21 protein-coding genes and 1 tRNA gene are annotated in these 19652 nt (G+C 40.6%); 10 read left to right on the top strand and 12 right to left on the bottom strand.

Annotated elements, in window-relative coordinates:
• Positions 1–58: 58 nt before the first annotated feature.
• From LFUMFP_RS09285 to yycF, 9 genes are all read right to left on the bottom strand, one after another.
• Positions 59–478 carry a zinc-ribbon domain-containing protein gene (locus LFUMFP_RS09285; RefSeq protein WP_106483529.1) on the bottom strand — a complete coding sequence of 140 codons (420 nt, stop codon included), beginning with the start codon at positions 476–478 and terminating at the stop codon, positions 59–61.
• Between the two features lie 21 nt (positions 479–499).
• A complete protein-coding gene (locus tag LFUMFP_RS09290) occupies positions 500–766 on the bottom strand; it encodes a Mor transcription activator family protein (RefSeq protein ID WP_025082833.1) in 267 nt (88 codons plus the stop codon).
• Positions 767–964: 198 nt separating this feature from the next.
• Positions 965–1444, bottom strand: a complete 480-nt coding sequence (rlmH, locus tag LFUMFP_RS09295; protein WP_025082834.1) for a 23S rRNA (pseudouridine(1915)-N(3))-methyltransferase RlmH — start codon at positions 1442–1444, stop codon at positions 965–967.
• Positions 1445–2076: 632 nt separating this feature from the next.
• Entirely contained in the window at positions 2077–3339 is a 1263-nt protein-coding gene (locus LFUMFP_RS09300) for a S1C family serine protease (protein WP_025082835.1), read from the bottom strand.
• Positions 3340–3851: 512 nt separating this feature from the next.
• Complete coding sequence (locus tag LFUMFP_RS09305; RefSeq protein ID WP_106483530.1) at positions 3852–4658, bottom strand: MBL fold metallo-hydrolase; 807 nt, start codon at positions 4656–4658, stop codon at positions 3852–3854.
• A gap of 22 nt (positions 4659–4680) precedes the next feature.
• Positions 4681–5499: a two-component system regulatory protein YycI gene (locus LFUMFP_RS09310; RefSeq protein WP_106483531.1), complete on the bottom strand. Its 819-nt coding sequence runs from the start codon at positions 5497–5499 to the stop codon at positions 4681–4683.
• A gap of 4 nt (positions 5500–5503) precedes the next feature.
• Positions 5504–6847: a YycH family regulatory protein gene (locus LFUMFP_RS09315; protein ID WP_106483532.1), complete on the bottom strand. Its 1344-nt coding sequence runs from the start codon at positions 6845–6847 to the stop codon at positions 5504–5506.
• The gene (walK, locus tag LFUMFP_RS09320; RefSeq protein ID WP_025082839.1) at positions 6837–8735 is read right to left on the bottom strand and encodes a cell wall metabolism sensor histidine kinase WalK; all 1899 of its coding nucleotides are present in this window, start codon (positions 8733–8735) and stop codon (positions 6837–6839) included. Before walK ends, LFUMFP_RS09315 begins: the two co-directional genes overlap by 11 nt.
• Before the next feature lie 9 nt (positions 8736–8744).
• Entirely contained in the window at positions 8745–9458 is a 714-nt protein-coding gene (gene yycF / locus LFUMFP_RS09325; RefSeq protein ID WP_056950573.1) for a response regulator YycF, read from the bottom strand.
• Between the two features lie 245 nt (positions 9459–9703).
• Here yycF and LFUMFP_RS09330 point away from each other — a divergent pair.
• Both LFUMFP_RS09330 and LFUMFP_RS09335 read left to right on the top strand, forming a co-directional pair.
• Positions 9704–9776: transfer RNA gene (locus tag LFUMFP_RS09330), tRNA-Lys, on the top strand.
• Between the two features lie 182 nt (positions 9777–9958).
• Complete coding sequence (locus LFUMFP_RS09335) at positions 9959–10981, top strand: virulence RhuM family protein (protein WP_106483533.1); 1023 nt, start codon at positions 9959–9961, stop codon at positions 10979–10981.
• A 52-nt stretch (positions 10982–11033) separates the two neighbouring features.
• Here the strand turns inward: LFUMFP_RS09335 and LFUMFP_RS09340 are convergent, their stop codons facing one another.
• Positions 11034–11465, bottom strand: a complete 432-nt coding sequence (locus tag LFUMFP_RS09340; RefSeq protein WP_199190609.1) for a GNAT family N-acetyltransferase — start codon at positions 11463–11465, stop codon at positions 11034–11036.
• Between the two features lie 179 nt (positions 11466–11644).
• On the opposite strand from LFUMFP_RS09340, the gene LFUMFP_RS09345 reads away from it, so the two are divergent.
• The 6 genes from LFUMFP_RS09345 to LFUMFP_RS09370 all read left to right on the top strand — a co-directional run bounded on the left by LFUMFP_RS09345 (position 11645) and on the right by LFUMFP_RS09370 (position 16212).
• Positions 11645–12214, top strand: coding sequence for a helix-turn-helix domain-containing protein (locus LFUMFP_RS09345; RefSeq protein ID WP_106483535.1), 570 nt, complete (start codon positions 11645–11647; stop codon positions 12212–12214).
• Positions 12215–12406: 192 nt separating this feature from the next.
• Positions 12407–12916 (top strand): hypothetical protein, encoded by a 510-nt coding sequence (locus tag LFUMFP_RS09350; protein WP_233210647.1) that lies wholly within the window; start codon positions 12407–12409, stop codon positions 12914–12916.
• 3 nt (positions 12917–12919) lie between these two features.
• Positions 12920–14218, top strand: a complete 1299-nt coding sequence (locus tag LFUMFP_RS09355; RefSeq protein WP_106483536.1) for a glycosyltransferase family 2 protein — start codon at positions 12920–12922, stop codon at positions 14216–14218.
• A 113-nt stretch (positions 14219–14331) separates the two neighbouring features.
• Positions 14332–14697, top strand: coding sequence for a Rid family detoxifying hydrolase (locus LFUMFP_RS09360; protein WP_025082848.1), 366 nt, complete (start codon positions 14332–14334; stop codon positions 14695–14697).
• A gap of 466 nt (positions 14698–15163) precedes the next feature.
• Positions 15164–15751: a Bax inhibitor-1 family protein gene (locus LFUMFP_RS09365; protein ID WP_106483537.1), complete on the top strand. Its 588-nt coding sequence runs from the start codon at positions 15164–15166 to the stop codon at positions 15749–15751.
• Between the two features lie 50 nt (positions 15752–15801).
• Complete coding sequence (locus tag LFUMFP_RS09370) at positions 15802–16212, top strand: hypothetical protein (RefSeq protein ID WP_106483538.1); 411 nt, start codon at positions 15802–15804, stop codon at positions 16210–16212.
• Between the two features lie 29 nt (positions 16213–16241).
• Here the strand turns inward: LFUMFP_RS09370 and LFUMFP_RS09375 are convergent, their stop codons facing one another.
• Together LFUMFP_RS09375 and LFUMFP_RS09380 are read right to left on the bottom strand one after the other, a co-directional pair.
• A complete protein-coding gene (locus LFUMFP_RS09375; RefSeq protein ID WP_106483539.1) occupies positions 16242–16904 on the bottom strand; it encodes a class A sortase in 663 nt (220 codons plus the stop codon).
• A gap of 96 nt (positions 16905–17000) precedes the next feature.
• On the bottom strand, positions 17001–17450 hold the full coding sequence (locus tag LFUMFP_RS09380; RefSeq protein WP_106483540.1) for a DUF2975 domain-containing protein: 450 nt from the start codon (positions 17448–17450) through the stop codon (positions 17001–17003).
• 954 nt (positions 17451–18404) lie between these two features.
• Between LFUMFP_RS09380 and LFUMFP_RS09385 the strand changes: the two genes are divergently transcribed.
• Together LFUMFP_RS09385 and LFUMFP_RS09855 are read left to right on the top strand one after the other, a co-directional pair.
• Complete coding sequence (locus LFUMFP_RS09385; RefSeq protein WP_106483541.1) at positions 18405–18836, top strand: helix-turn-helix domain-containing protein; 432 nt, start codon at positions 18405–18407, stop codon at positions 18834–18836.
• A 636-nt stretch (positions 18837–19472) separates the two neighbouring features.
• Positions 19473–19637, top strand: coding sequence for a hypothetical protein (locus tag LFUMFP_RS09855; RefSeq protein ID WP_158697747.1), 165 nt, complete (start codon positions 19473–19475; stop codon positions 19635–19637).
• The last annotated feature ends 15 nt before the right edge of the window (positions 19638–19652 follow it).

Genomic DNA, 19652 nt, shown 5'->3' on the forward strand with positions numbered 1-19652 from the left:
CTTGTCTATTGAAAGTTAGTGGTAACTTCAATATAACATGAAATTCACGTGGCGTTTTTTAGTTAGCGGTGGCTAACTTCATTATAAAATTCACCAACATTATTACAATAAAAGCAATCATAATCCCTAATTCTGACCACCAGAAGATCGATTTACGACTTTCTGGCGTTTTAAAATCATTCCAGTGCGCAATGGCGTATTTAGTACTGCCGATAAAACCTAACTGTTGTTGATTGGTAGCATCACCATTGTATTGTTGTTGAAACTGCTGAAATTGTTGTTGGAATTGTTGCGTTTTATTCACAAAATTATTCGGTTGATTATTCCCTTGCGGCGCTTGATTATGATATTGATTTTGAGCGGCCTGTTGACCATTCATTTGTTGATTTGGCTCATTTACTTGTTGTTGCGTCCCACAATAAGGACAAAATTTAATACCTTGTTTAATTTGTTGCCCACAATTTTGACAATACATCATGACTCATTCCCCCGATATTTCTTATTGATTCTCCACGTCATCAATCTGACTAATCGCTTTATTAATCCACCGTTGTGAATAATCATATTTATGCATCAACGCAGCTGAATTATGGCCATTAAATTGTTTTTGAACCGATTTAGCGACCTTATCCCCCGCGTACATGCGCATTGGTAATGTTAATTGTTGACCCCGATAAGCTGAATAAACTTTCAACATCGCTTCTTCCCCAATTAAATCGAATAATTGACTATAAACATCTTGCAGATTTTCCCGCTCAACTTTCACACACCTGACACCTCTTTCCAAGTTTCTTGCCACTAATCTCGTCATTAGTTATGTTATCAAAAGAACAAAGCCAATGATAACGTGCCACAACCTGCGTTTTTCCTTGCAAATTGCACGTGTTAATCCATTTAAAATTGCTCAGTGCATCAAAAAAGACCCGATTATCGGATTGATAATCGGATCTCGTTTTTATACATCCTATTTGTGATACGGACTCCCGACATTGATCATGAACGCGCGGTAGATTTGTTCGGTTAGGACCAAACGCATCAATTGGTGCGGTAGGGTTAGTTTGCCAAACGAAAGCGCATCGTTAGCGCGTTTGTTGACCGCGTCGCTGGTCCCGAGTGAACCCCCAATTACAAAGGTAATGTCGGATTTACCGTAAGTCCCTAAATCGGCAATTTCTTTGGCGAATTCTTCGGAAGCACGCTGCTTGCCTTGAATCGCGAGCACAATCACGTGTTCCTTATCCTTAATCTTGTTTAAGATCCGTTCGCCTTCCTTATCTTTAACGGTTGCCATCTCTGAATCGCTCAGTGATTCAGGCGCCTTTTCATCCGCGACTTCAATCATTTCAAATTTACAAAACTTACCGAGCCGTTTGGCGTATTCCGCAATCCCGGCCTTCAAATATTTCTCTTTTAACTTACCCACGGTAATCACTTTAATATTCATCGAAATCCTCCTACTATCTCTTTATAGTTTATGCGAAAATGAGTCGAAAAAAAAGGGATACACAGGAAATCACCCAAAATGACAAGTTATCCACAAAAATTATCCACATATGCACAGGTGTTCGTCCCAAATATGGTGTCCTGAAATTTTCTTGATACAAAATAATCGATTCGAAAATTTTTTTACTTTTTTTATCAAAAAAGTTATCCACTATTTAAGAAATCTTTAAATTACTCGTTTTTAGATTGCAAACACTGTTATAGCAGCATTTATAATTAGATTATAATTTTAAATAAATAGTTATCCACTGATGTTTTGTCAACTTGTGGATAACAGTGGTGCTCAATCGACCGTGTTATACCCACAATCCACAGACTTATCCACAATTTGTTGCTGATTAATCCAACTTAGTATCCACATTGACATTCTTAAAACTTAACGTTCCGGAATGTTAAGCCCGTTATAAACCAGTTTTTACACGCTATCATTTAAGACCCTCAAAAAAGCAAAGGTGTTTCCCTTAAGGATCATCACCTTTTCTGGTTAACTACAAAATACCCCAATTATCTTAAACTCAAGATAACTGGGGTATTTTTGGTTAATGCTCAGTTGCTAAGCGCAACTCAACGCACTTATTTAGTTGTTGTACTGCTGCTATCAGTCGAAGCTGATTGCGTTAATTTAACGGTCGTTTTCTTCAATGAACCGTTATGGTAATACTGAATTTCAACGGTGCTATTCATGTTATAACTGTACAAAATCGTGTGTAGGTCAGCGACACTCGTCACGGTCTTACCGCCTAAGCCGACAATCACGTCGTATTTACTCAAGCCCGCCTTTTTAGCGACTGAACTATTCGTCACAGAGGCCACGACAACCCCGCTCTTAACGGACGTTGGCAATTTCAAAATGGAGGATTGTTGCGTTGACGAAATGTTGGTCAAGTCAATCACGCTAATCCCTAAAGCTGGGCGAACGACTTTCCCGTTTTCAACTAATTGATTAATAATTTTAACAACTTCGTTACTTGGAATGGCAAAGCCCATCCCTTCAACCGTTGTATCGCCATTTGACGCTAGCTTCATCGAATTAATGCCGACCACTTGACCCGCCATATTCACGAGTGGGCCACCGGAGTTCCCCGGATTAATCGCCGTATCGGTTTGAATAACCGTTGCCTGACCGGTTGCTTGACCCGTTGTTTCGTCGGTCACATCAATGGTCCGCTTCTTGGCTGAAATGATCCCTTGCGTCACAGATGTCGCATATTCTGACCCGAGTGGTGAACCAATCGCTAAGACTGATTCACCAGCCTTAATACTATCGGAATCACCGAACGTGGCTGTTTTTGTGACTTTAGACCCGTCAATTTTTAAGACGGCTAAATCGGAAACAGCATCTGTCCCGACTAGGCTCGCTTCTAATTTAGTCCCATCACTTAGAATGACTTCCAATTTATCGGAATCAGCCACGACGTGATTATTAGTCACGATGTAGGCTTTACCATCTTTCTTTTCGTAGATTAAGCCGGATCCTTCACTAGATTCTTCCAGATCACTACTGCTACTACTGCCACTAGTGGTGCTACTACTATCGCTATCGCTTGATCCGAATAGCGCGCTTAAATCACCAGATGATTCTGCTTGCTTTTGTAAGTTGACCACTGACACAACGGCCGTTTTAACTTTACTGAAAGCCGTTGTGGTTTGTGATGACGAATTAACTTTGACGTTACTGATTTTAGTCGTCCCAGATTTGGTAGGTGTTTGCGCCGTCGTTGACACATTGGCAGTTGGCCCAAACTTTGAAAGTCCCGTATAGGCAACCCCACCACCAATCAACGCTGAAATAACGGCAACCACTGCTGTTTTCATTAAACCTGAATTTTGATTCATACTAAATCACCCAAACTTTCTAATTTTATTCTTTTACTCGATGACTCTATCATAAACGCTAAATTTGAAAAAATTATGAACAAGTTTTGAATTAATGATTGTTTTTATATTGTGAATTCTAGACGATTTACCCGCCAAAAACAACTGAAATGTCTTGTAGAATGAGAAATATAGGCCGTGATAGCAGGTATCAATCTCCGTTCAAATCAAAAAATCTAGGCTATACTCAGAAGTTAACCGGCTGAAGTTAGACACTTCTATTTTAACGTGCTTCTACCGATAAGTTTCTGTGCTTAGCTACGTCTGGCAAACAAAGTCCATAATGCGGCCTTTATTCACCAGACTAGGCTAATGCTCAGAATCAAACCGTGGGTGTGGGCACTCATTTTATAACGTGATTTTGAGTTGCAACAACTTCCGCTTAACCTAAAATCACCAATTATCTTAAGTTCAAGATAACTGGTGATTTTTGTTAATGCTCAGTTGCTGACCGCAACTCAACGCACTCATTTTCAAACTGCGAACAACGGATCGGCGATTGCTGGGTCGGTGTCTAAGATTTCAAAGTCAGTGCCGACACCATAATCATGTTCCTTCATAATTGACGCGACCGTTAAATGGGCTAATTCCTTCATATTATTTTCTTGGCTTAAATGGCCTAAGAAAATCTTTTTAGTTTGTTGGCCCATGCACGCCATTAAAGCGGCCGCGCCATCTTCATTGGATAAATGGCCGGTATCGCTCAAAATCCGTTGCTTAAGCGACCACGGATACTGACCCATCCGTAACATTTCTAAATCATGGTTACATTCCACCAAATAGGCATTGGCGTTGGCTAGCGTCCCCCGTAATTGATCAGACACGTAACCCGTATCAGTCAACATCGCAAACGACCGATCATTATGGTGAAATTGATAAAATTGGGCTGCGGCTGCATCGTGTGAGACGCCAAAACTCTCTACATCAATGTCGCCTAATGTCTTGGTTTTGCCCATTTCAAATAGGTGTTGGTGTTCAGCGGGGACCTTCCCGATAATCGAAGCCATCGCATCCCAAGTCGGTTGATTGGCATAAACGTCCATCCCGTACCGGCGCGCTAAGACACCCACACCGCTACTATGGTCGCGATGTTCATGTGTTACTAATAAACTATCGACGTCTTTTAAATCACGACCAATGCTGTGCATTAAATCTTGCACCCGTTTGCCACTCATCCCAGCATCCACCAGAATTTTATGTTGCGGCGTTTCGATATACGTTGTGTTGCCTGAACTACTACTTGCTAAGATACTAACTTGCATTTGATCATTTTCGCTCATTTGATTGTTATCCCCTAATTGACTATTGCACATCGCTTCGATTTTTCATCAACGCTCCGGTAAAGGCGTTAATTCGTTTGACGACGACGCTTTTAGAATTCTTGTTTTCAATCGCCACTTGCCAAACCGGCACGTAAACGGTGCTACTGTTTGCATCTAGCAACGCACTATAGCCTAATTTAACCCAACTGACCTTAGAATTATTCGGGATTTCATTATCCGTGTATAAATCAATCACCGCTTCTTTAGCGCTCACCTTAGTCATTTCTTTTTCCCGCAAAATTTGAATCTTGTTCGCATATGTTTGGGTGTATTGATTAATCTGACCCTCTTCAATCAGGAAAACTAGCTGGCCATGTTCATCCATCATAACCCCACCTGGTACTTTTTGGACGAAAACGACCTGTTGATCACTGGATAATTCCGGCGAATAACGGTATTGATCCGCTAAAACAACGTTATTATTCGATTTCATAAATGCTTTAACGGCTAATAATGCGTGATTTTTCCGATAAGTTAACGGCTTATCTAACTCACTGATTAAAGTTTTCTGCGTCTTATCGAAGCTAACGACTTGATTAGTGAGTTGTTGACTACTCGTTGCCAACTTAGTTTGATCCTTTTGACGACTGGCTAAATAATAACCGTCTTCTTTAGCATTCGAGAGTGGTTTAACCGTAATTTGATCATCTTTCAAATCTTTTAAGATTTGGCTCGTTTGCGAACCACTGGTGATGGCCGTCGAACTGACCGCCTGATTATCCTTGAGCGAGATAAATAAATAGATATCGAGTGCAATAAAAATCGCAATAAAAATCATTTCAATTCTTCGGAAATCCATTAATTCAGCTCCCTTCGGTTAATTCAGTCTTTAGCGCCAATAAGGCTGACAAACTCCGCCAAGTCCCTTGATATTGAATAAAATAAGTCGGATTCAAATCAATCACTTGATCGTTATCACTTTCTTTGGTCCATTCATACCCAACCTGGATATTATCAACGTCTTCTAGCAAGAAACCATTTTGCGTCAGTTGATTTAATACCGATTCAGTACTGTCCAATGTCACCTGATGATCTTCAGCGGGGACTGGGACTTGCAAACTGTAATTCGAAAAATCAACGCGTTGGCCCGTTGGTAAGAGCTGCACCTTGACGCTACCAAAATTAGTTTGATAAAAGACTGGGAACCCTTCGACATACGTTCTAAACGTCGTCGTGTCCGTCTTTTCATCGTGACTGTAATAGCGCATCCCGGCTAACGAATTTCCCGTCTTCAACAACGCATCGAAACTGGTTTCAAACTGTTTGGTCGTCGTTTTAGGCACAGCGACATCCTCGTACTTGATAAACGAAATCTCACCCGTTTTATGATCGATGGTCAAGCGCTTATACTGTTCGCTATCGGTCCCATCCGTATAAATCGCACTATCACCTTGTTCTTTCGTGTTGATACTATCGGTGTTCTGTTGATTTAAGAGTGATGAAATGTAATAGTTTTCCGGTTGCTGATTGACCAAATAACTGTATGGCGCCAATTGTTGATTGGCCGCTACGTACATCAATGGTTTGTGGTTTAAAAATTGTTCTTCAACCTTCAGATGAACATCCGATGCATTGACCAGTTCCTTAATTTTCTGTTTCGAAAAACCAGTCAATTCCGCTTGGTAACCCACTTTGGTGCGATCATTCAATAACCATAAATCAGCCGTCTTACTCCCTAACGTAATTTGAATCCGGTTGAAGGTTGCGTTATTTTTAATCCCACCACGGTTAGTTCCTTGGTAACTAAAAACTTCTTTCAAAATACCGTAAGTCACATCATCCGGATACAACAACGTCACCGTTTTATCCGTTTTTAGCTGTTGGCCATACCGCGTTTCGTTCAATTTAACCTTTTTAAAGGCCGCAATCTGCGTTTTTTTCAACGTTTTCTTCAATTGCGTGACAATATTTTCTTTCGAGTTATACAATAGCTCACTTTGGTCCGTTTGCCGCCACAAGACCTGTGTTGGCAAAAAGGTGTCTGCCAATTGGTGATCCGCATTGCGGGTTGGCGTCTTCTGCGTTGTTTGGCTATCGGTTTGCCGTTCATAATGCGAATTATTGGTCCAAATTTTCCACGATAATAACAGACTAATCCCGATGGCCAGAATCAAGCCAAGCCGCATCAAAAAGTTATTAAATCTCATCCCAATCACCCCCGTCAGTTTCAATCGGTTCGTACGGTAACGAGATGTAGAACGTCGATCCCTTACCCTCTTGGCTATCAACCCAAATTCGACCATGATGGGCTTCAATCACTTCTTTAGAAATCGCTAAGCCTAATCCCGTGCCACCTTGTTGTCGAGAACGGGCCTTATCCACACGGTAGAAGCGGTCAAAAATCTTGCCTAAGTCTTTCCGAGGAATCCCTAAGCCTTGATCAGAGATGCTTAGAATTACGTGTCGATGGGTTTCTAACAACCGACATGTAATCACACCACCATCTGGTGAATATTTAATCGCATTATTCATAATATTGTCGACAACCTGCATAAATTTATCGGTATCAATTTCGACCCATAAATCACGATTGGTGAAATCACGATTGATGCTATATTTTTTATTGGGATCGTCAGTTGGCAATTTACCCGTCACGACTGGTTCCAAATCATTTTCATGTTCTTGATCCCGTTTAATCATCATGTCAAACCGGTCTAACGCGTAACCAAAGAATTCATTAAGATTAACAAACTCTAAATTCATCTTGGACGTTCCTTGGTCCATCCGCGACAAACTCAATAAATCATTAATCATCCGGATCATCCGGTCAGTTTCTTCTTGGGTCACCTTCAAAAAGTTCGGTGCGACTTCTGGATCTTGCCACGCACCGTCGTTCAGCGCTTCAATATAACTCCGAACACTGGTTAGTGGCGTCCGTAATTCATGCGAAACGTTCGAAACGAATTCACGTTGTTCGCGTTCATTTTTTTGTTGTTCCGTGACATCGTGGAGCACACAAACTAACCCGCTAATAAAGCCGGTTTCTTTTTGGATTAACGAGAAATCAACATGTAGAATTAAATCATGTTCCTGTTGATTGGAAAAATCCAAGACCATTTCTTGTTGGGTTTCTAATAAATCACGCAAGGTAAATTCCTCACCGATATTCAACACTTTTAGTAATGACTGTCCAATAATGTCATCACTCGTCACGTTTAAGAAATCTTGACCCGTTTCATTAATAATCGTAATATTGCCGCGGCGATCGGTCGCAATCACCCCATCGGTCATGTGACTGAGGACACTATCCAACCGGCGTCGTTCTGATTCAGATGCTTCTTGGGCTTCTTCAACCCGGACCGATAAGTTGTTGACGGCAATTGCTAATTGGCCCAACTCATCTTGCCCGTAAATCTGCACTTGACCAGAATAGTCCCCGCGCGCCATTTGAATCGCTTGTTTCTTCATTTCATCAATCGGGCGGGTAATTGCCCGGGAAATAACAATTGATAAGACGATTCCTAACAACCCGGCAATCAAAGACGACGTCAAGAAAATCACCGTAATCGACGAAATGCCCTTATAAACGTCTTCCATACTAGCCCGAATATAAACGGCGCCGACAACCGTATTATTATCACCCGTTGAATTGGTTAACGGTTGAATCGCGGTGTAGTAACTTCCTTGGCTTTCGCTATAAACCACTTCTTGTTCGGTATGACCCGAATAAATCGCTTGTTTAACCCGCGAATTCCGAGTTTTCTGACCAATCGTACTTTGGTTATTCAGATTGGTGACGCCGCGAATCGTACCGTTACTATCAATCACTTGGACCTCGGCAGAATTGCCCATATCCCCGATGATCTCTTTAACATTCTTATTCGTACTACCGTTATCGTTGACTAACTCGCTACTCAATTGATTTTGAATATAGGGCGTCACTTGTAACGATTGTTTAAAATCCTTCACATTCTGCGCTTCTAATTGTTTGACAAAAGAAGCCCCAATCACTTCTAGCGTGACCAGTAGCAGTAACACGAAAACAATCGCGATTTTAAAATGAATCGATTGAAATAGGCGAATTTTCTTATTCATGCGTTAAATCTACTCCTGCTCCGGATTTCTCAAATAATAACCAACGCCCCGGCGTGTGACGAGCCATTCAGGATGACTAGGATTATCTTCAATTTTTTCACGTAACCGACGAACCGTCACATCGACCGTCCGAACATCACCAAAATAATCGTAACCCCAAACCGTTTGTAACAAATGTTCGCGGGTCATGACTTGACCAATATGTTTCGCTAAATAATGAAGCAATTCAAATTCACGGTGGGTTAATTCAATCTTAGTCCCCCGTTTAGACACAATATAGGCCTCTGGATGAATCGTTAAATCGCCAATTTTAATTTCATGATTTTCTTCGCTGGCTTCTTTATCAGATTGACTGGTATTCCCTTGCCGGCGTAAATTAGCCTTAACTCGCGCGACTAATTCCCGATTGGAGAAAGGTTTCGTGACATAATCATCAGCCCCTAATTCGAGCCCAATCACTTTATCAATTTCAGAATCCTTAGCGGTGACCATAATAATCGGCATATCGTGCGATTTACGCACCTGACGAGCCACTTCGAGACCGTCGACTTTAGGTAACATTAAGTCCAACAAAATCAGGTCTGGCACGACTTCTTCAACTTGATCTAATGCTTCTTGTCCGTCATACGCAGTGTAAACCTCATACCCTTCTTTCGTTAAATTAAACTTAACGATGTCGGAGATTGGTTTCTCATCATCAACTACCAATATTTTTTTAGCCATTTTAGTATCCTCCTTGGATGCTTTGTTCTCTATTATACTCATTTTTTTAGCGCAATTCAAAATCTGCCACCGTTTTTAAACCGCAACCAACCTGGGTGCTTCGGATTAAATCACGATACGATTTGTCGCAATAGGCAACTAATCTTACTCCCACAACCTATTTATTTAAAAAAATCACAGAAAAGTATTTACAAAGACTGCATAAACATGCTATGATATTTAAGTCGTAAGGCGCAACACCGAATGGGTGGTTAGCTCAGCTGGCAGAGCAACGGACTCTTAATCCGTGGGTCCAGGGTTCGATCCCCTGACCACCCATCAAGTATACATGATAAAGTGATAAGTGCAATTCTTAGGAATTGTCCTTATCACTTTTTTATTGTCTTATTTTAGGAGACTGCTAAGATGAAGATAAACACTGTTTTAACAAAATAATGCACTTTGCTACCGTATGATTAAGAGACGAACCCTATTTAAGCTTGTCAGAAAGGATACTGGAAATGACCGAAAATAAAACAACATTTTTGCTGTATAAAACAGGACATCACAACGTTAGTATTGATGTCATTATTAGCGATGAAACTTTATGGACGACCCAAAAATCAATGGCTGAATTATTTGGTGTTGGGATTCCCGCAATCAGTAAACATCTTAGCCATATTTTTGAGAGCAATGAATTAGATCCAGATGTGGTTATTTCCAAAATGGAAATAACCACTCAGCATGGTGCCATCGCTGGCAAAACACAATCTAAAGAAACTAAATTCTACAATTTAGACGCAATCATTTCCGTTGGTTACCGCGTTAATTCGATTCAAGCAACCCGCTTCCGCCAATGGGCAACTCAAACACTGAAAGAATACATGATTAAGGGCTTTATTCTCGACGACGACCGTTTAAAACAAGGCAGTAACTTGCTCGATCAAGATTATTTTAACGAATTACTAGAACGCGTTCGGTCAATCCGTGCCAGTGAACGCCGTGTATGGCAAAAGGTGACCGATATTTTCGCTGAAATCAGCTCTGACTATGATCAAAATAGTTCTGTCACCAAATTTTTCTACGCAACTGTTCAAAATAAATTCCACTACGCCATTACTAGTCAAACTGGGGCCGAAATTATCGATAGTCACGCCGATCACGCTAAACCCAATATGGGGCTAACGACTTGGAAAAACGCGCCTGACGGTCGAATTATCAAAACCGATGCGCAAGTTGCTAAAAACTATTTGGCGCAACCAGAAATTAGACAACTTGAACGAACCGTCTCCAGCTATTTCGATTATATCGAGGACTTGATTGAACGGCGGAATACCTTTACGATGCAAGAATTCGCCGATAGTATTGATCGTTTTTTAGAATTCCGTGAATATCAAATATTGCCAAACAACGGCAGCATTTCGATGAAGAGCGCTAAAAATAAAGCCAAAATTGAATACGATACATTCAATAAAACCCAAAATATCAACTCAGACTTTGACCAACAGATTAGAAAAATGATTTCAGAAGAAAAGCCTGAATAATAGCCGTTCAAAAAAGTGTCAGCCACGATTAATCATCACGGCTGGCACTTTTTTATTTTAATACCATCTCAATATGCGGAATCTCGTCTTCTAAATACACATCCGAAACAGCTTCAAAACCGAAGCTTTCGTAAAAAGCTCTCAAATAGTTTTGCGCGCCAATTTTAACCGGTTTGCCCGGAAATGACTGCTTAATTTCGGCTAACGTGCTGGCGATTAACTGCCGGCCTAGTTGCCGTTGTCGGTATTCTTTAGGCACTAATACACGACCAAAATGGACTTCATCAGTCTGCGCCATAATCCGCGTGTAACCGACCAGTTGCCCATTTTCGCGTAACACTAAATGGTACGCCTGGTCGTCTTGATCATCGACCTCTTGATACGGGCACTGTTGTTCAACCACAAAAACCTTGACCCGTGCTTTTAAGATGGCTAATAACTCCGGTGCCGTTAATGCGTCCGTCTGTTTAACACTGACTTCAATTGTCATTGATTGCCCTCCATTAATTCGTTAGTTTGATTATACAATGACACACACTGGATTTCACTAATGCCCGTCTATCAACCTTGCAAGTAGCGCTTGCGCTAAAATGACTTGTTTAATTTATTTTTAAGGCTATCATATGATTTAAATTAACGGTACACATTCATGGAGGACGTCCGATGCTCGCCACAATCTTGAAACAACGCCGGCTAGAATTAAACCTGACCCAACAAGCGGTTGCCGACCAATTACACACCACCCGCCAAACGATTTCGAATTGGGAAACGGGCAAAAATTTACCCGATGTGCCGCTATTGATTGCCATCAGTGATCTGTATGCATTATCGTTAGACACGATGCTCAAATCCGATTCACAATACGTTCAAAAGGTAACGACTGATTATCAATTAATCAATCAATCTAAAAAACAACGACATCTCGACTATGCGCTAGTCGCCGTCATACTGCTATTGATTGCCACGCCGTTCCTCGCTAACTGGTTGAAAACCGATTTCAGTGATCGGTTACTCACAATCATCATTATTGCCATCACCACCGTGCTAGTGATCCTTTCTTATTACCGCTCTAAAATTTTCTTCCCGAGCATCCCAGGTACCCGACCACCACTCTTCGTTCCCCGAACTTTCGGGGTTGGTCTCACGATTAATCCGAACCACCCACTCGGTAAATTATTGTGGTTAACAATTTTACTAATTTTAATTGGTAGTATTGTTTGGGGCAGCCTTTAATCAATCAGACCACTCTGCTGACCGCAGAGTGGTCTTTTTTTGTCCAAAAGATTGTAACCAACCGTTTTATTTAACCGCGATAATTTTATTTATGATAAATATTCCGAATTTACAACTATCTCAAAAAGTGGTATTCCTATAAGTAGACAGTTTCATTTCTGAAACTCGTCTAACCCTTTAGGAGGCGTTATTGTGACCACAGAAAAACCCAAACAACCATCAACTGAAGAAGTCGAAAACCCAATCAACTATACCGACCATTATTATGAAAAGGGCCATTGGTGGCTCAAAATCCGGCAAACGATTGTGATTATATTATTATGGTTGTGTGTTGTCATTCCCCTTTATTGGACCTTATCATCAACCATTCTGGCACAAAAACCGCATATTTATCACGCTTGGCGCTACGCTGAAGGTCGTGATTTATTCTACTTTTATGATTTGTTTTTCTTAATTGCGTTTATCATTTTAGCGATTATTATTGTTGGCGCAACACTCCACAACAACCATCGAATGAAACAACACGTGCGCAAAGAGGTCCAATACGATCCTGAACAACTACGGGTTCGTAAAGCAAAACTAGAGACCTTTTACACGGATCGTTTTGGTCAGGCTAGTTTCCGAAAAAGCGTTCGCCGTTACACCGTCAACCCGGATCAAAATTTAGAAACCCACACTATTCAGAAATTATACGAGGATTAGCCCATGGAAATTATGTCGACACTCAGTCCCTTTGAAAATATTTTAAATTTCGTTCTACTATTACTCGTTTCCTATCCCGTTTTAGGCGCGTTCAGCTGGCTAATCGGTGTCATTTGTTACAAAGTCCTCTATCGCTACCAGCGCAAAGAATTTGAACCCATTGAAACTAAGGACGAACCGTTCGTCACGATTATGATCCCGGCCCACAACGAAGAGGTCTTAATTGAACAGACCATCACCTATTTAATGAACGACTTGCATTATCACAACTACGAAGTCCTCGTGACCGATGATGGTTCAACCGATACGACCCCCGAAATTCTGCAACGACTGCAAACCCTCTATCCCAACTTACGCGTCATCACCATCGAAAAGAACCAGGGTAAAGCCCACGCTTTCAATATCGGCGTTGGTTTCGCGCGTGGTGAATTTATCCTAAGTAACGATGCCGATTCGATTCCCGAACCTGATGCCCTTTGGAAATACATGAACTATTTCATGGGTGAAACCCAAATGAACATCGCCGCGGTTACCGCGAATATGGATGTCCAAAACCGGAGTACCCTATTGGCTAAATCGCAAACGGTTGAATTTGCTAGTATCGTTGGCGTCATCAAACGCAGTCAGGTCAGCGCTTTGGGTAACATGTACGCTTACAGTGGCGCCAACACGATGTACCGCCGTGACGCGTTAATCAGCGTTGGTTTATTCCGGCAAGATCGCGCCACTGAAGATATCAGTATCGCTTGGGACCACCAACTCAATGGTTGGACAACCAGTTTTGCACCCGACATCGTGTTCTTCATGGATGTCCCCGAAAAATTAAAACCGCTCTACCATCAACGTAAACGGTGGGCTAAAGGCGGCACCGAAGTCTTGTTAACGAACTTCACGAAGATTTTAGGTCATCCCATCAAACAATTGAAAAAGATTCCGTTCATTTTAGATCAGACGCTCAGTATCTTATGGTCGTTATTCTTCTTCATCTCAACAATCCTCTTTATCTTAGCTTTCGTCGGTTTCTTATTCACCGGCAATTACGAACGCATTTATCACATGTTCTGCATGGCCTTTATCTTCGTTAGCTTCGAAATGGTCGCCGGCGTTATGCAGCTGCTAGCCGCCGTGATTGTCGACAATCGGGCTCACAAACTGCGTTACCTGTTCTTCATGCCGATCTATATGATGGTTTATTGGCAGGTTAATTCAGTTGCCCTCGTCATGACCTTAATCCCCGCGATTAAAACGATTATGGGTTACGGCAGTGGGACTTGGAAAAGCCCCGTTCGCAACCAACATTAGCGAATTGTGAAAACACGCTAAGCAAGTTATGTGAATTATCAAACAATTATCCGGTAACGCTTACAAAAGTGCTATACTAATAGTGAATTAAAGTGATGAAAGGATGATTTAACATGAATAATATTCCACAAGCATTAGGTCCTTATTCCGCATATCGCCGCGCCGGTGATTTAGTGATTACTTCCGGACAAATCCCATTGAATCCAGCAACGAATGAAGTTGAAGCAACAACTGTTGCTGATCAGGCGCAACAATGTTTAACGAACATCGAAGCAATTTTGAAACAAGAAAATGGTAGTCTAGCTGATGTCGTTAAATTCACGGTTTTCATGACTGATTTATCACATTTCGCTGAAATCAACGAAGTAATGGCTGGCCGTTTACAAGAACCTTACCCAGCACGCTCCGCAATTGAAATTTCGAAACTACCTAAAGACGTTCAAGTTGAAATTGAAGCAATTGCTTACATTAAAGCTTAATTCGAAAAGGTCCATCATTAGAACGAAATATTCTAACGATGGACCTTTTTTGGTACGATAAATTTAAATAACTGCTTAATATCCATAACTATATTTGCTATAATCAATTTAGGCACCGCGGTTTTAATTACCCTAAACTGATTGAAAAACGCTCATTCGGAACTTTCTATTTATTAGAAAAAGTCCAGCGAAAAATGGGATTGGCCATTGCTTATGTCGAAAACGAACGTGAATTTTACTACAAAAAATAATATGAATCCGACCTTTAAGGAGTTAGCAAAAATGGCGCAAAAAACGACTAAAATTTTAGCCAACCGAACCCACTTAACCGCAACTGATACCGACTATATTGCAAAGTTAAAATATGGCTACTTAACTACCCTAGTCGCGGCACTTAGCTTCACCGGTATTTTACTATGTCTTAAGTCGCCATAGCACGACCTATTTAAGATTATTGACCCTCTATATGGCTGGGCTGCACGGTTTTGTCCGTACCTGCTTAATCATATTAGTGAGTGTCATTCCGCTTTGGTTGTGCCAAGTATACGCAAAGTTTAACCCGCTCAAATCAATCTTCTTTTTTGGTCTATCACTGATTACAATCGGGTTTCCAGTCGGTATCCCGGTCGTTCGGATGCCCACCGTTGTCGTCCCAGTCGCAATCCAAACACTCGCTTTAACCTTATTGTTTTGCTCAATTGGGATTATCACTCATAAAGATTTATCGAATTGGGGTTCGATACTATCGATTGGTTTATTAGGGCTACTCATCTCGACGTTTTTGAATCGTCAATTTCTACACCTATCATTAATAACGGGCCTACTATCTTATGCGACGATGCTTATTTTTCTAGGTTATCTCATTTTTGATGCCAATATCGCGATGAATAGTTACACCGAAGCTAAAAAGCTAGGCGGTCTATTCTTAATCAGTATCCTATTAGCCAATTCATTATCAATTCTACAAGACATCATCGTTCTATTTTTTGAACTTCTGGGATCTGGTGATTCTGATTCAGATGATGATTCCGGTGGCTTCGACAGCTTTTGGTAAGTCTGCTAATTTCTAAATCAAAACTTAATTCACTCATGAGGAGCAACTTTATGTCGAAAAAAAACATCGGTATCACAATGATTATGAGCTACGTGTTAATGATTATGGGGTTATTAATCTGGGACTGGGGCGCAATCTTGTTTATTAGCATCTTCACACTAGGCTTACCAATTGTCATCTTAATATTACCCGGGTTATCAGTTCTACTGCTGACCGCTAAAACCGTCACTGGCTTAATTTTCGTCCTAATTTGCAGCCTAACGAGTCTGATACCGTTAATCATCACGATTACTTCGTTACCGTTACGAAGCTTAGTCACAGAAGCCGGTGAATACAGTGTTACGCCAACTATCATTGCGCCTTTAATCATCGTTGCCACCCTTATTTTTTTACTATCCTCGATTAACTTATTCATCTTACAATATCGAACCATCAAAAAAGGGTTACCGAATGACCGGTAGCCCTTTTTCAATTGATTTAATTTAGTGCACTACGGATTAAAGACTGCTAACGTTTTCTTCGTTGCTTTTTGCGTCTTCACTAACTGACCTTGAATACACCAACGGCGCACCGTGTTATCACACGTAATCAACGTCACCATTTTCTTGCCTGGCACATCGTCAATCACTTTGACATCGTATGGACTAATTGATTGTTTGTAATCGACCTTGTAAGTGTAGACCGATTGCATATCCGTTAAATAGACCTTATCACCGACTTTAACATTCTCCAATGGTAGGAAGATATTAGAGAAAGAATGCCCGGCGAGCGCGTAGTTATTGTCCGCCCCCATCTTCTGATCAGGTTTCATCGTCCCACCACCTTGGGCCATCGTATCCTCTGAGACGCCCTTCATGACCGGTAGCGCCATGCCAACACTTGGCACAGCCACTTTACCCAGCACGATGACATCGCCTTTAACGGCCGCGTGAACGATCTGTTTCGTATCGAGTGAATCAACCGCTTTAAAATCGAAATTGGCTTTTTTATGTTGATTTTTTTTAATTTGAGCTGCCGTGACGTCCATTCGCCGATTGGCCATCCAACGAACGACTTGGGTTCTGATTGGCCCACTAAAAACTAGCAGTAAGCCAATAATTAAAACGACTGCTAGTATACTATTAATAATCCGATTTTTAACTTTTTTTGACATGTTATTTGAGGCCCTTCATGATTATTTAGGGCTATTGTACCATATTCTGAAGACCCCTGTCGGCTCGGCAACTCACAGAATATTTAACGCATTTAATCAGTCGTGATGGGTCTGCAGTTGCAATAGTAAATTAGTCCCCGTCGCAATCATCACCGAGATTAAAATAATCGCAAAATCAATCAACATAATCCCCGGTGCATCAGTCCGATCAGCGACAAAATAGAAGAAGGGTAAACTCACCATGTAACCGACCGTATTCCAAATCGCGGCCCGTCTAATCTGTCGCAAGGCCTGACTGGTCATCAGCCCAAAAGAACCCTGCTTAGCGACTTCATTCAAAATTCGAATTAATTGAAATCCGCTCCATAGAAGCAGGCCCGTCATCCCGTACAACAACAATCCGACCACCCCACCTAAAATAACGACCCGCGGTAAAACCGCGGCGATATTAACCATTAAACGTGGCCACCAGAAAACACTCATCAATAATAACGGGATATTGATCACCAATAGCGTCGCTTTTAAAAACCAAATTTGGACTTTCACACCAATCACCTCAAACAGTCTCTGACTATAATTTAAACGTAAAAGCCCAAAACGCCAATTAGATTAAGCGGAATTTAAAGAAAATTAAAAAAAGATGAGTGCTAAACTCAGCCGGTTAACTTCTGAGTATAGCCTAGAATTGTGAATTATGACCGGTTTTAGTCATAATTTGCGATTCGTAGCTAAACGGAAGAAGTTGGCTGAGAAGCACGTTATAGTCTGAGTGCCGTCACTCACGGGTAGTTTCTGAGCATTAGCCTAGTTTCGTGAATAAAGTTCGGAATTTGGACTTTGTTTGCGAAACGTAGCTAAGCACAGGAAACTGTGAGGGACTGCACGTTATCGAATGAGTGCGTTGAGTTGCGGGTAGCAACTGAGCATTAATTATAAATAACCAGTAATCTTGGTCTTAAGATTATCGGTTATTTTAGATTAAGCGGAGGTTGTTGCAACTCAGAAGCACGTTATGATCGAAGTGCCGTCACTCACGGGTAGTTTCTGAGCATTAGCCTAGTTTCGTGAATAAAGTCCGGACTTTGGACTTTATTTGCGAAACGTAGCTAAGCACAGGAAACTGTGAGGGACTGCACGTTATCGCCTGAGTGCTAACTCAAGTTGATCAGGCTTTGAGGATTAACCTAAAAATCAACGGTATGATTTGTATTCTGAAGCATACCGTTGATTTTGTAGTTAACCGGAAAAGGCTACTTGAGAAGCACGTCATCGAATGAGTACGTTGAGTTGCGGTCAGCAACTGAGCATTAACAGAAATTCCCCAGTTATCTCGCTTTTAAGATAATTGGAGAATTTTAGGTTAAGCGGAAGTTGTTGCAACTCAAAAGCACGTTATCGCCTGAGTACTATCACTCACTGATAGTGAAAGTATCTCGAGAGAGCTTTGCGCTGTCTCTGTCAACTATGGTACTATATTTGGGGTATTTAAGGAGGGGTCTTATGGACTTAGCTGAACGTTTAAAAGTTGCACGTCGAAATAGTGGGCTTACACAAGACGAGGTAGCTGAACGGTTGCATATTTCAAGACAGGCAATCTCGCAGTGGGAGACCGGGAAAAGTTCTCCTGATATTGAGAATATAAAATTACTTAATGATATATATCTAGTTGATAATTTACTAGATTCTACTATCAGAATAAAACAATTTAATTTCAGAACATTATTAAATCGAAAAATAATATTGAGTATTTTGGCAGGATTATTGCTTTTATTTTTATGCTTTAGCAATAAGGATTCTTTTGGTTATCAATGGAAATGTTTAGATGGCGATCATTATCAAAGTAATGTTCATATACTATCAGATACTGCAGTGGATAAGGCAAATGCACATGCAGCGAAATATGGGCATAAAGTTACAATTTTTAAGAAGTAAATATTGTCGCCGCAAGAGAAAGAAAGCAGAAATTGCGGGGAAGCAAGGACTCCTTTCTTATGTTTCAAGCGTTTTTTTTGCATAATAATTGGTGTGGAGATAAATAATATTTTTGGAGGAATTATCATGCAAAAAAAAAAAATTCTATATTTCTGTAGTTTTTCTAGTTATTATTTTTACATTTTTGATTTATTTAATAAATAAGCCAGTGGGTTATAGATGGAAATGTTTGAACGGAGAGCATTATGTAAGTAAGGTGCACTTATTTTCAGATACGGCTATAACCAAAGCAAATGCACATGCAGCTCAATATGGACACCAAGTAACAATTGTAAAAGTAAAAAGATAATATTTCTATCGGTAGCAATCTAATATATTAAATTATTAAACTAAGCATCTAGATTTATTTCTAGATGCTTTTTAGATGGTGTGATGAGGTTATGACAAATAAGATTTTATACTCAAAACATAAATTTAACTAGCTAAGGTTTCTAGTCGATTAAAAGTGTATTAACAACAAGGAATTGCACTTCCAAGTAGTATTTTAACAAGAGATGCAGGTGTTACTAAAATTGTTAGTCCCGGGCAAGCGCGTTATGGAAATATAGATTTATATTTAAGTCAGGGGTAATTATTATGAAAGATAGAATGCTAAGGGGCTTAGCTTTTGGCATAAGTATATTCGTAGTGATGTTGCTTGTTATGAATTCTGGAGTAACTGGTATTTATTATAAAATTATTATGGTGATTTCACTTATAGTTACTTGTGCAGTGGTTGATCAGGTTTTAAATAAGTTGTAGCGTTTAATACAAATA

It is taken from the genome of Latilactobacillus fuchuensis, from assembly GCF_900258455.1.
Taxonomy (GTDB): Bacteria; Bacillota; Bacilli; order Lactobacillales; family Lactobacillaceae; genus Latilactobacillus; species Latilactobacillus fuchuensis.

Bases quoted from the DNA above. Each gene is read 5' to 3' on its own strand.
- LFUMFP_RS09285 (WP_106483529.1), bottom strand. From the start codon at position 478: ATGATGTATTGTCAAAATTGTGGGCAACAAATTAAACAAGGTATTAAA.
- rlmH (WP_025082834.1), bottom strand. From the start codon at position 1,444: ATGAATATTAAAGTGATTACCGTGGGTAAGTTAAAAGAGAAATATTTG.
- LFUMFP_RS09300 (WP_025082835.1), bottom strand. From the start codon at position 3,339: ATGAATCAAAATTCAGGTTTAATGAAAACAGCAGTGGTTGCCGTTATT.
- LFUMFP_RS09305 (WP_106483530.1), bottom strand. From the start codon at position 4,658: ATGAGCGAAAATGATCAAATGCAAGTTAGTATCTTAGCAAGTAGTAGT.
- LFUMFP_RS09310 (WP_106483531.1), bottom strand. From the start codon at position 5,499: ATGGATTTCCGAAGAATTGAAATGATTTTTATTGCGATTTTTATTGCA.
- LFUMFP_RS09315 (WP_106483532.1), bottom strand. From the start codon at position 6,847: ATGAGATTTAATAACTTTTTGATGCGGCTTGGCTTGATTCTGGCCATC.
- walK (WP_025082839.1), bottom strand. From the start codon at position 8,735: ATGAATAAGAAAATTCGCCTATTTCAATCGATTCATTTTAAAATCGCG.
- yycF (WP_056950573.1), bottom strand. From the start codon at position 9,458: ATGGCTAAAAAAATATTGGTAGTTGATGATGAGAAACCAATCTCCGAC.
- LFUMFP_RS09335 (WP_106483533.1), top strand. From the start codon at position 9,959: ATGACCGAAAATAAAACAACATTTTTGCTGTATAAAACAGGACATCAC.
- LFUMFP_RS09345 (WP_106483535.1), top strand. From the start codon at position 11,645: ATGCTCGCCACAATCTTGAAACAACGCCGGCTAGAATTAAACCTGACC.
- LFUMFP_RS09355 (WP_106483536.1), top strand. From the start codon at position 12,920: ATGGAAATTATGTCGACACTCAGTCCCTTTGAAAATATTTTAAATTTC.
- LFUMFP_RS09360 (WP_025082848.1), top strand. From the start codon at position 14,332: ATGAATAATATTCCACAAGCATTAGGTCCTTATTCCGCATATCGCCGC.
- LFUMFP_RS09365 (WP_106483537.1), top strand. From the start codon at position 15,164: ATGGCTGGGCTGCACGGTTTTGTCCGTACCTGCTTAATCATATTAGTG.
- LFUMFP_RS09370 (WP_106483538.1), top strand. From the start codon at position 15,802: ATGTCGAAAAAAAACATCGGTATCACAATGATTATGAGCTACGTGTTA.
- LFUMFP_RS09375 (WP_106483539.1), bottom strand. From the start codon at position 16,904: ATGTCAAAAAAAGTTAAAAATCGGATTATTAATAGTATACTAGCAGTC.
- LFUMFP_RS09385 (WP_106483541.1), top strand. From the start codon at position 18,405: ATGGACTTAGCTGAACGTTTAAAAGTTGCACGTCGAAATAGTGGGCTT.
- LFUMFP_RS09855 (WP_158697747.1), top strand. From the start codon at position 19,473: ATGAAAGATAGAATGCTAAGGGGCTTAGCTTTTGGCATAAGTATATTC.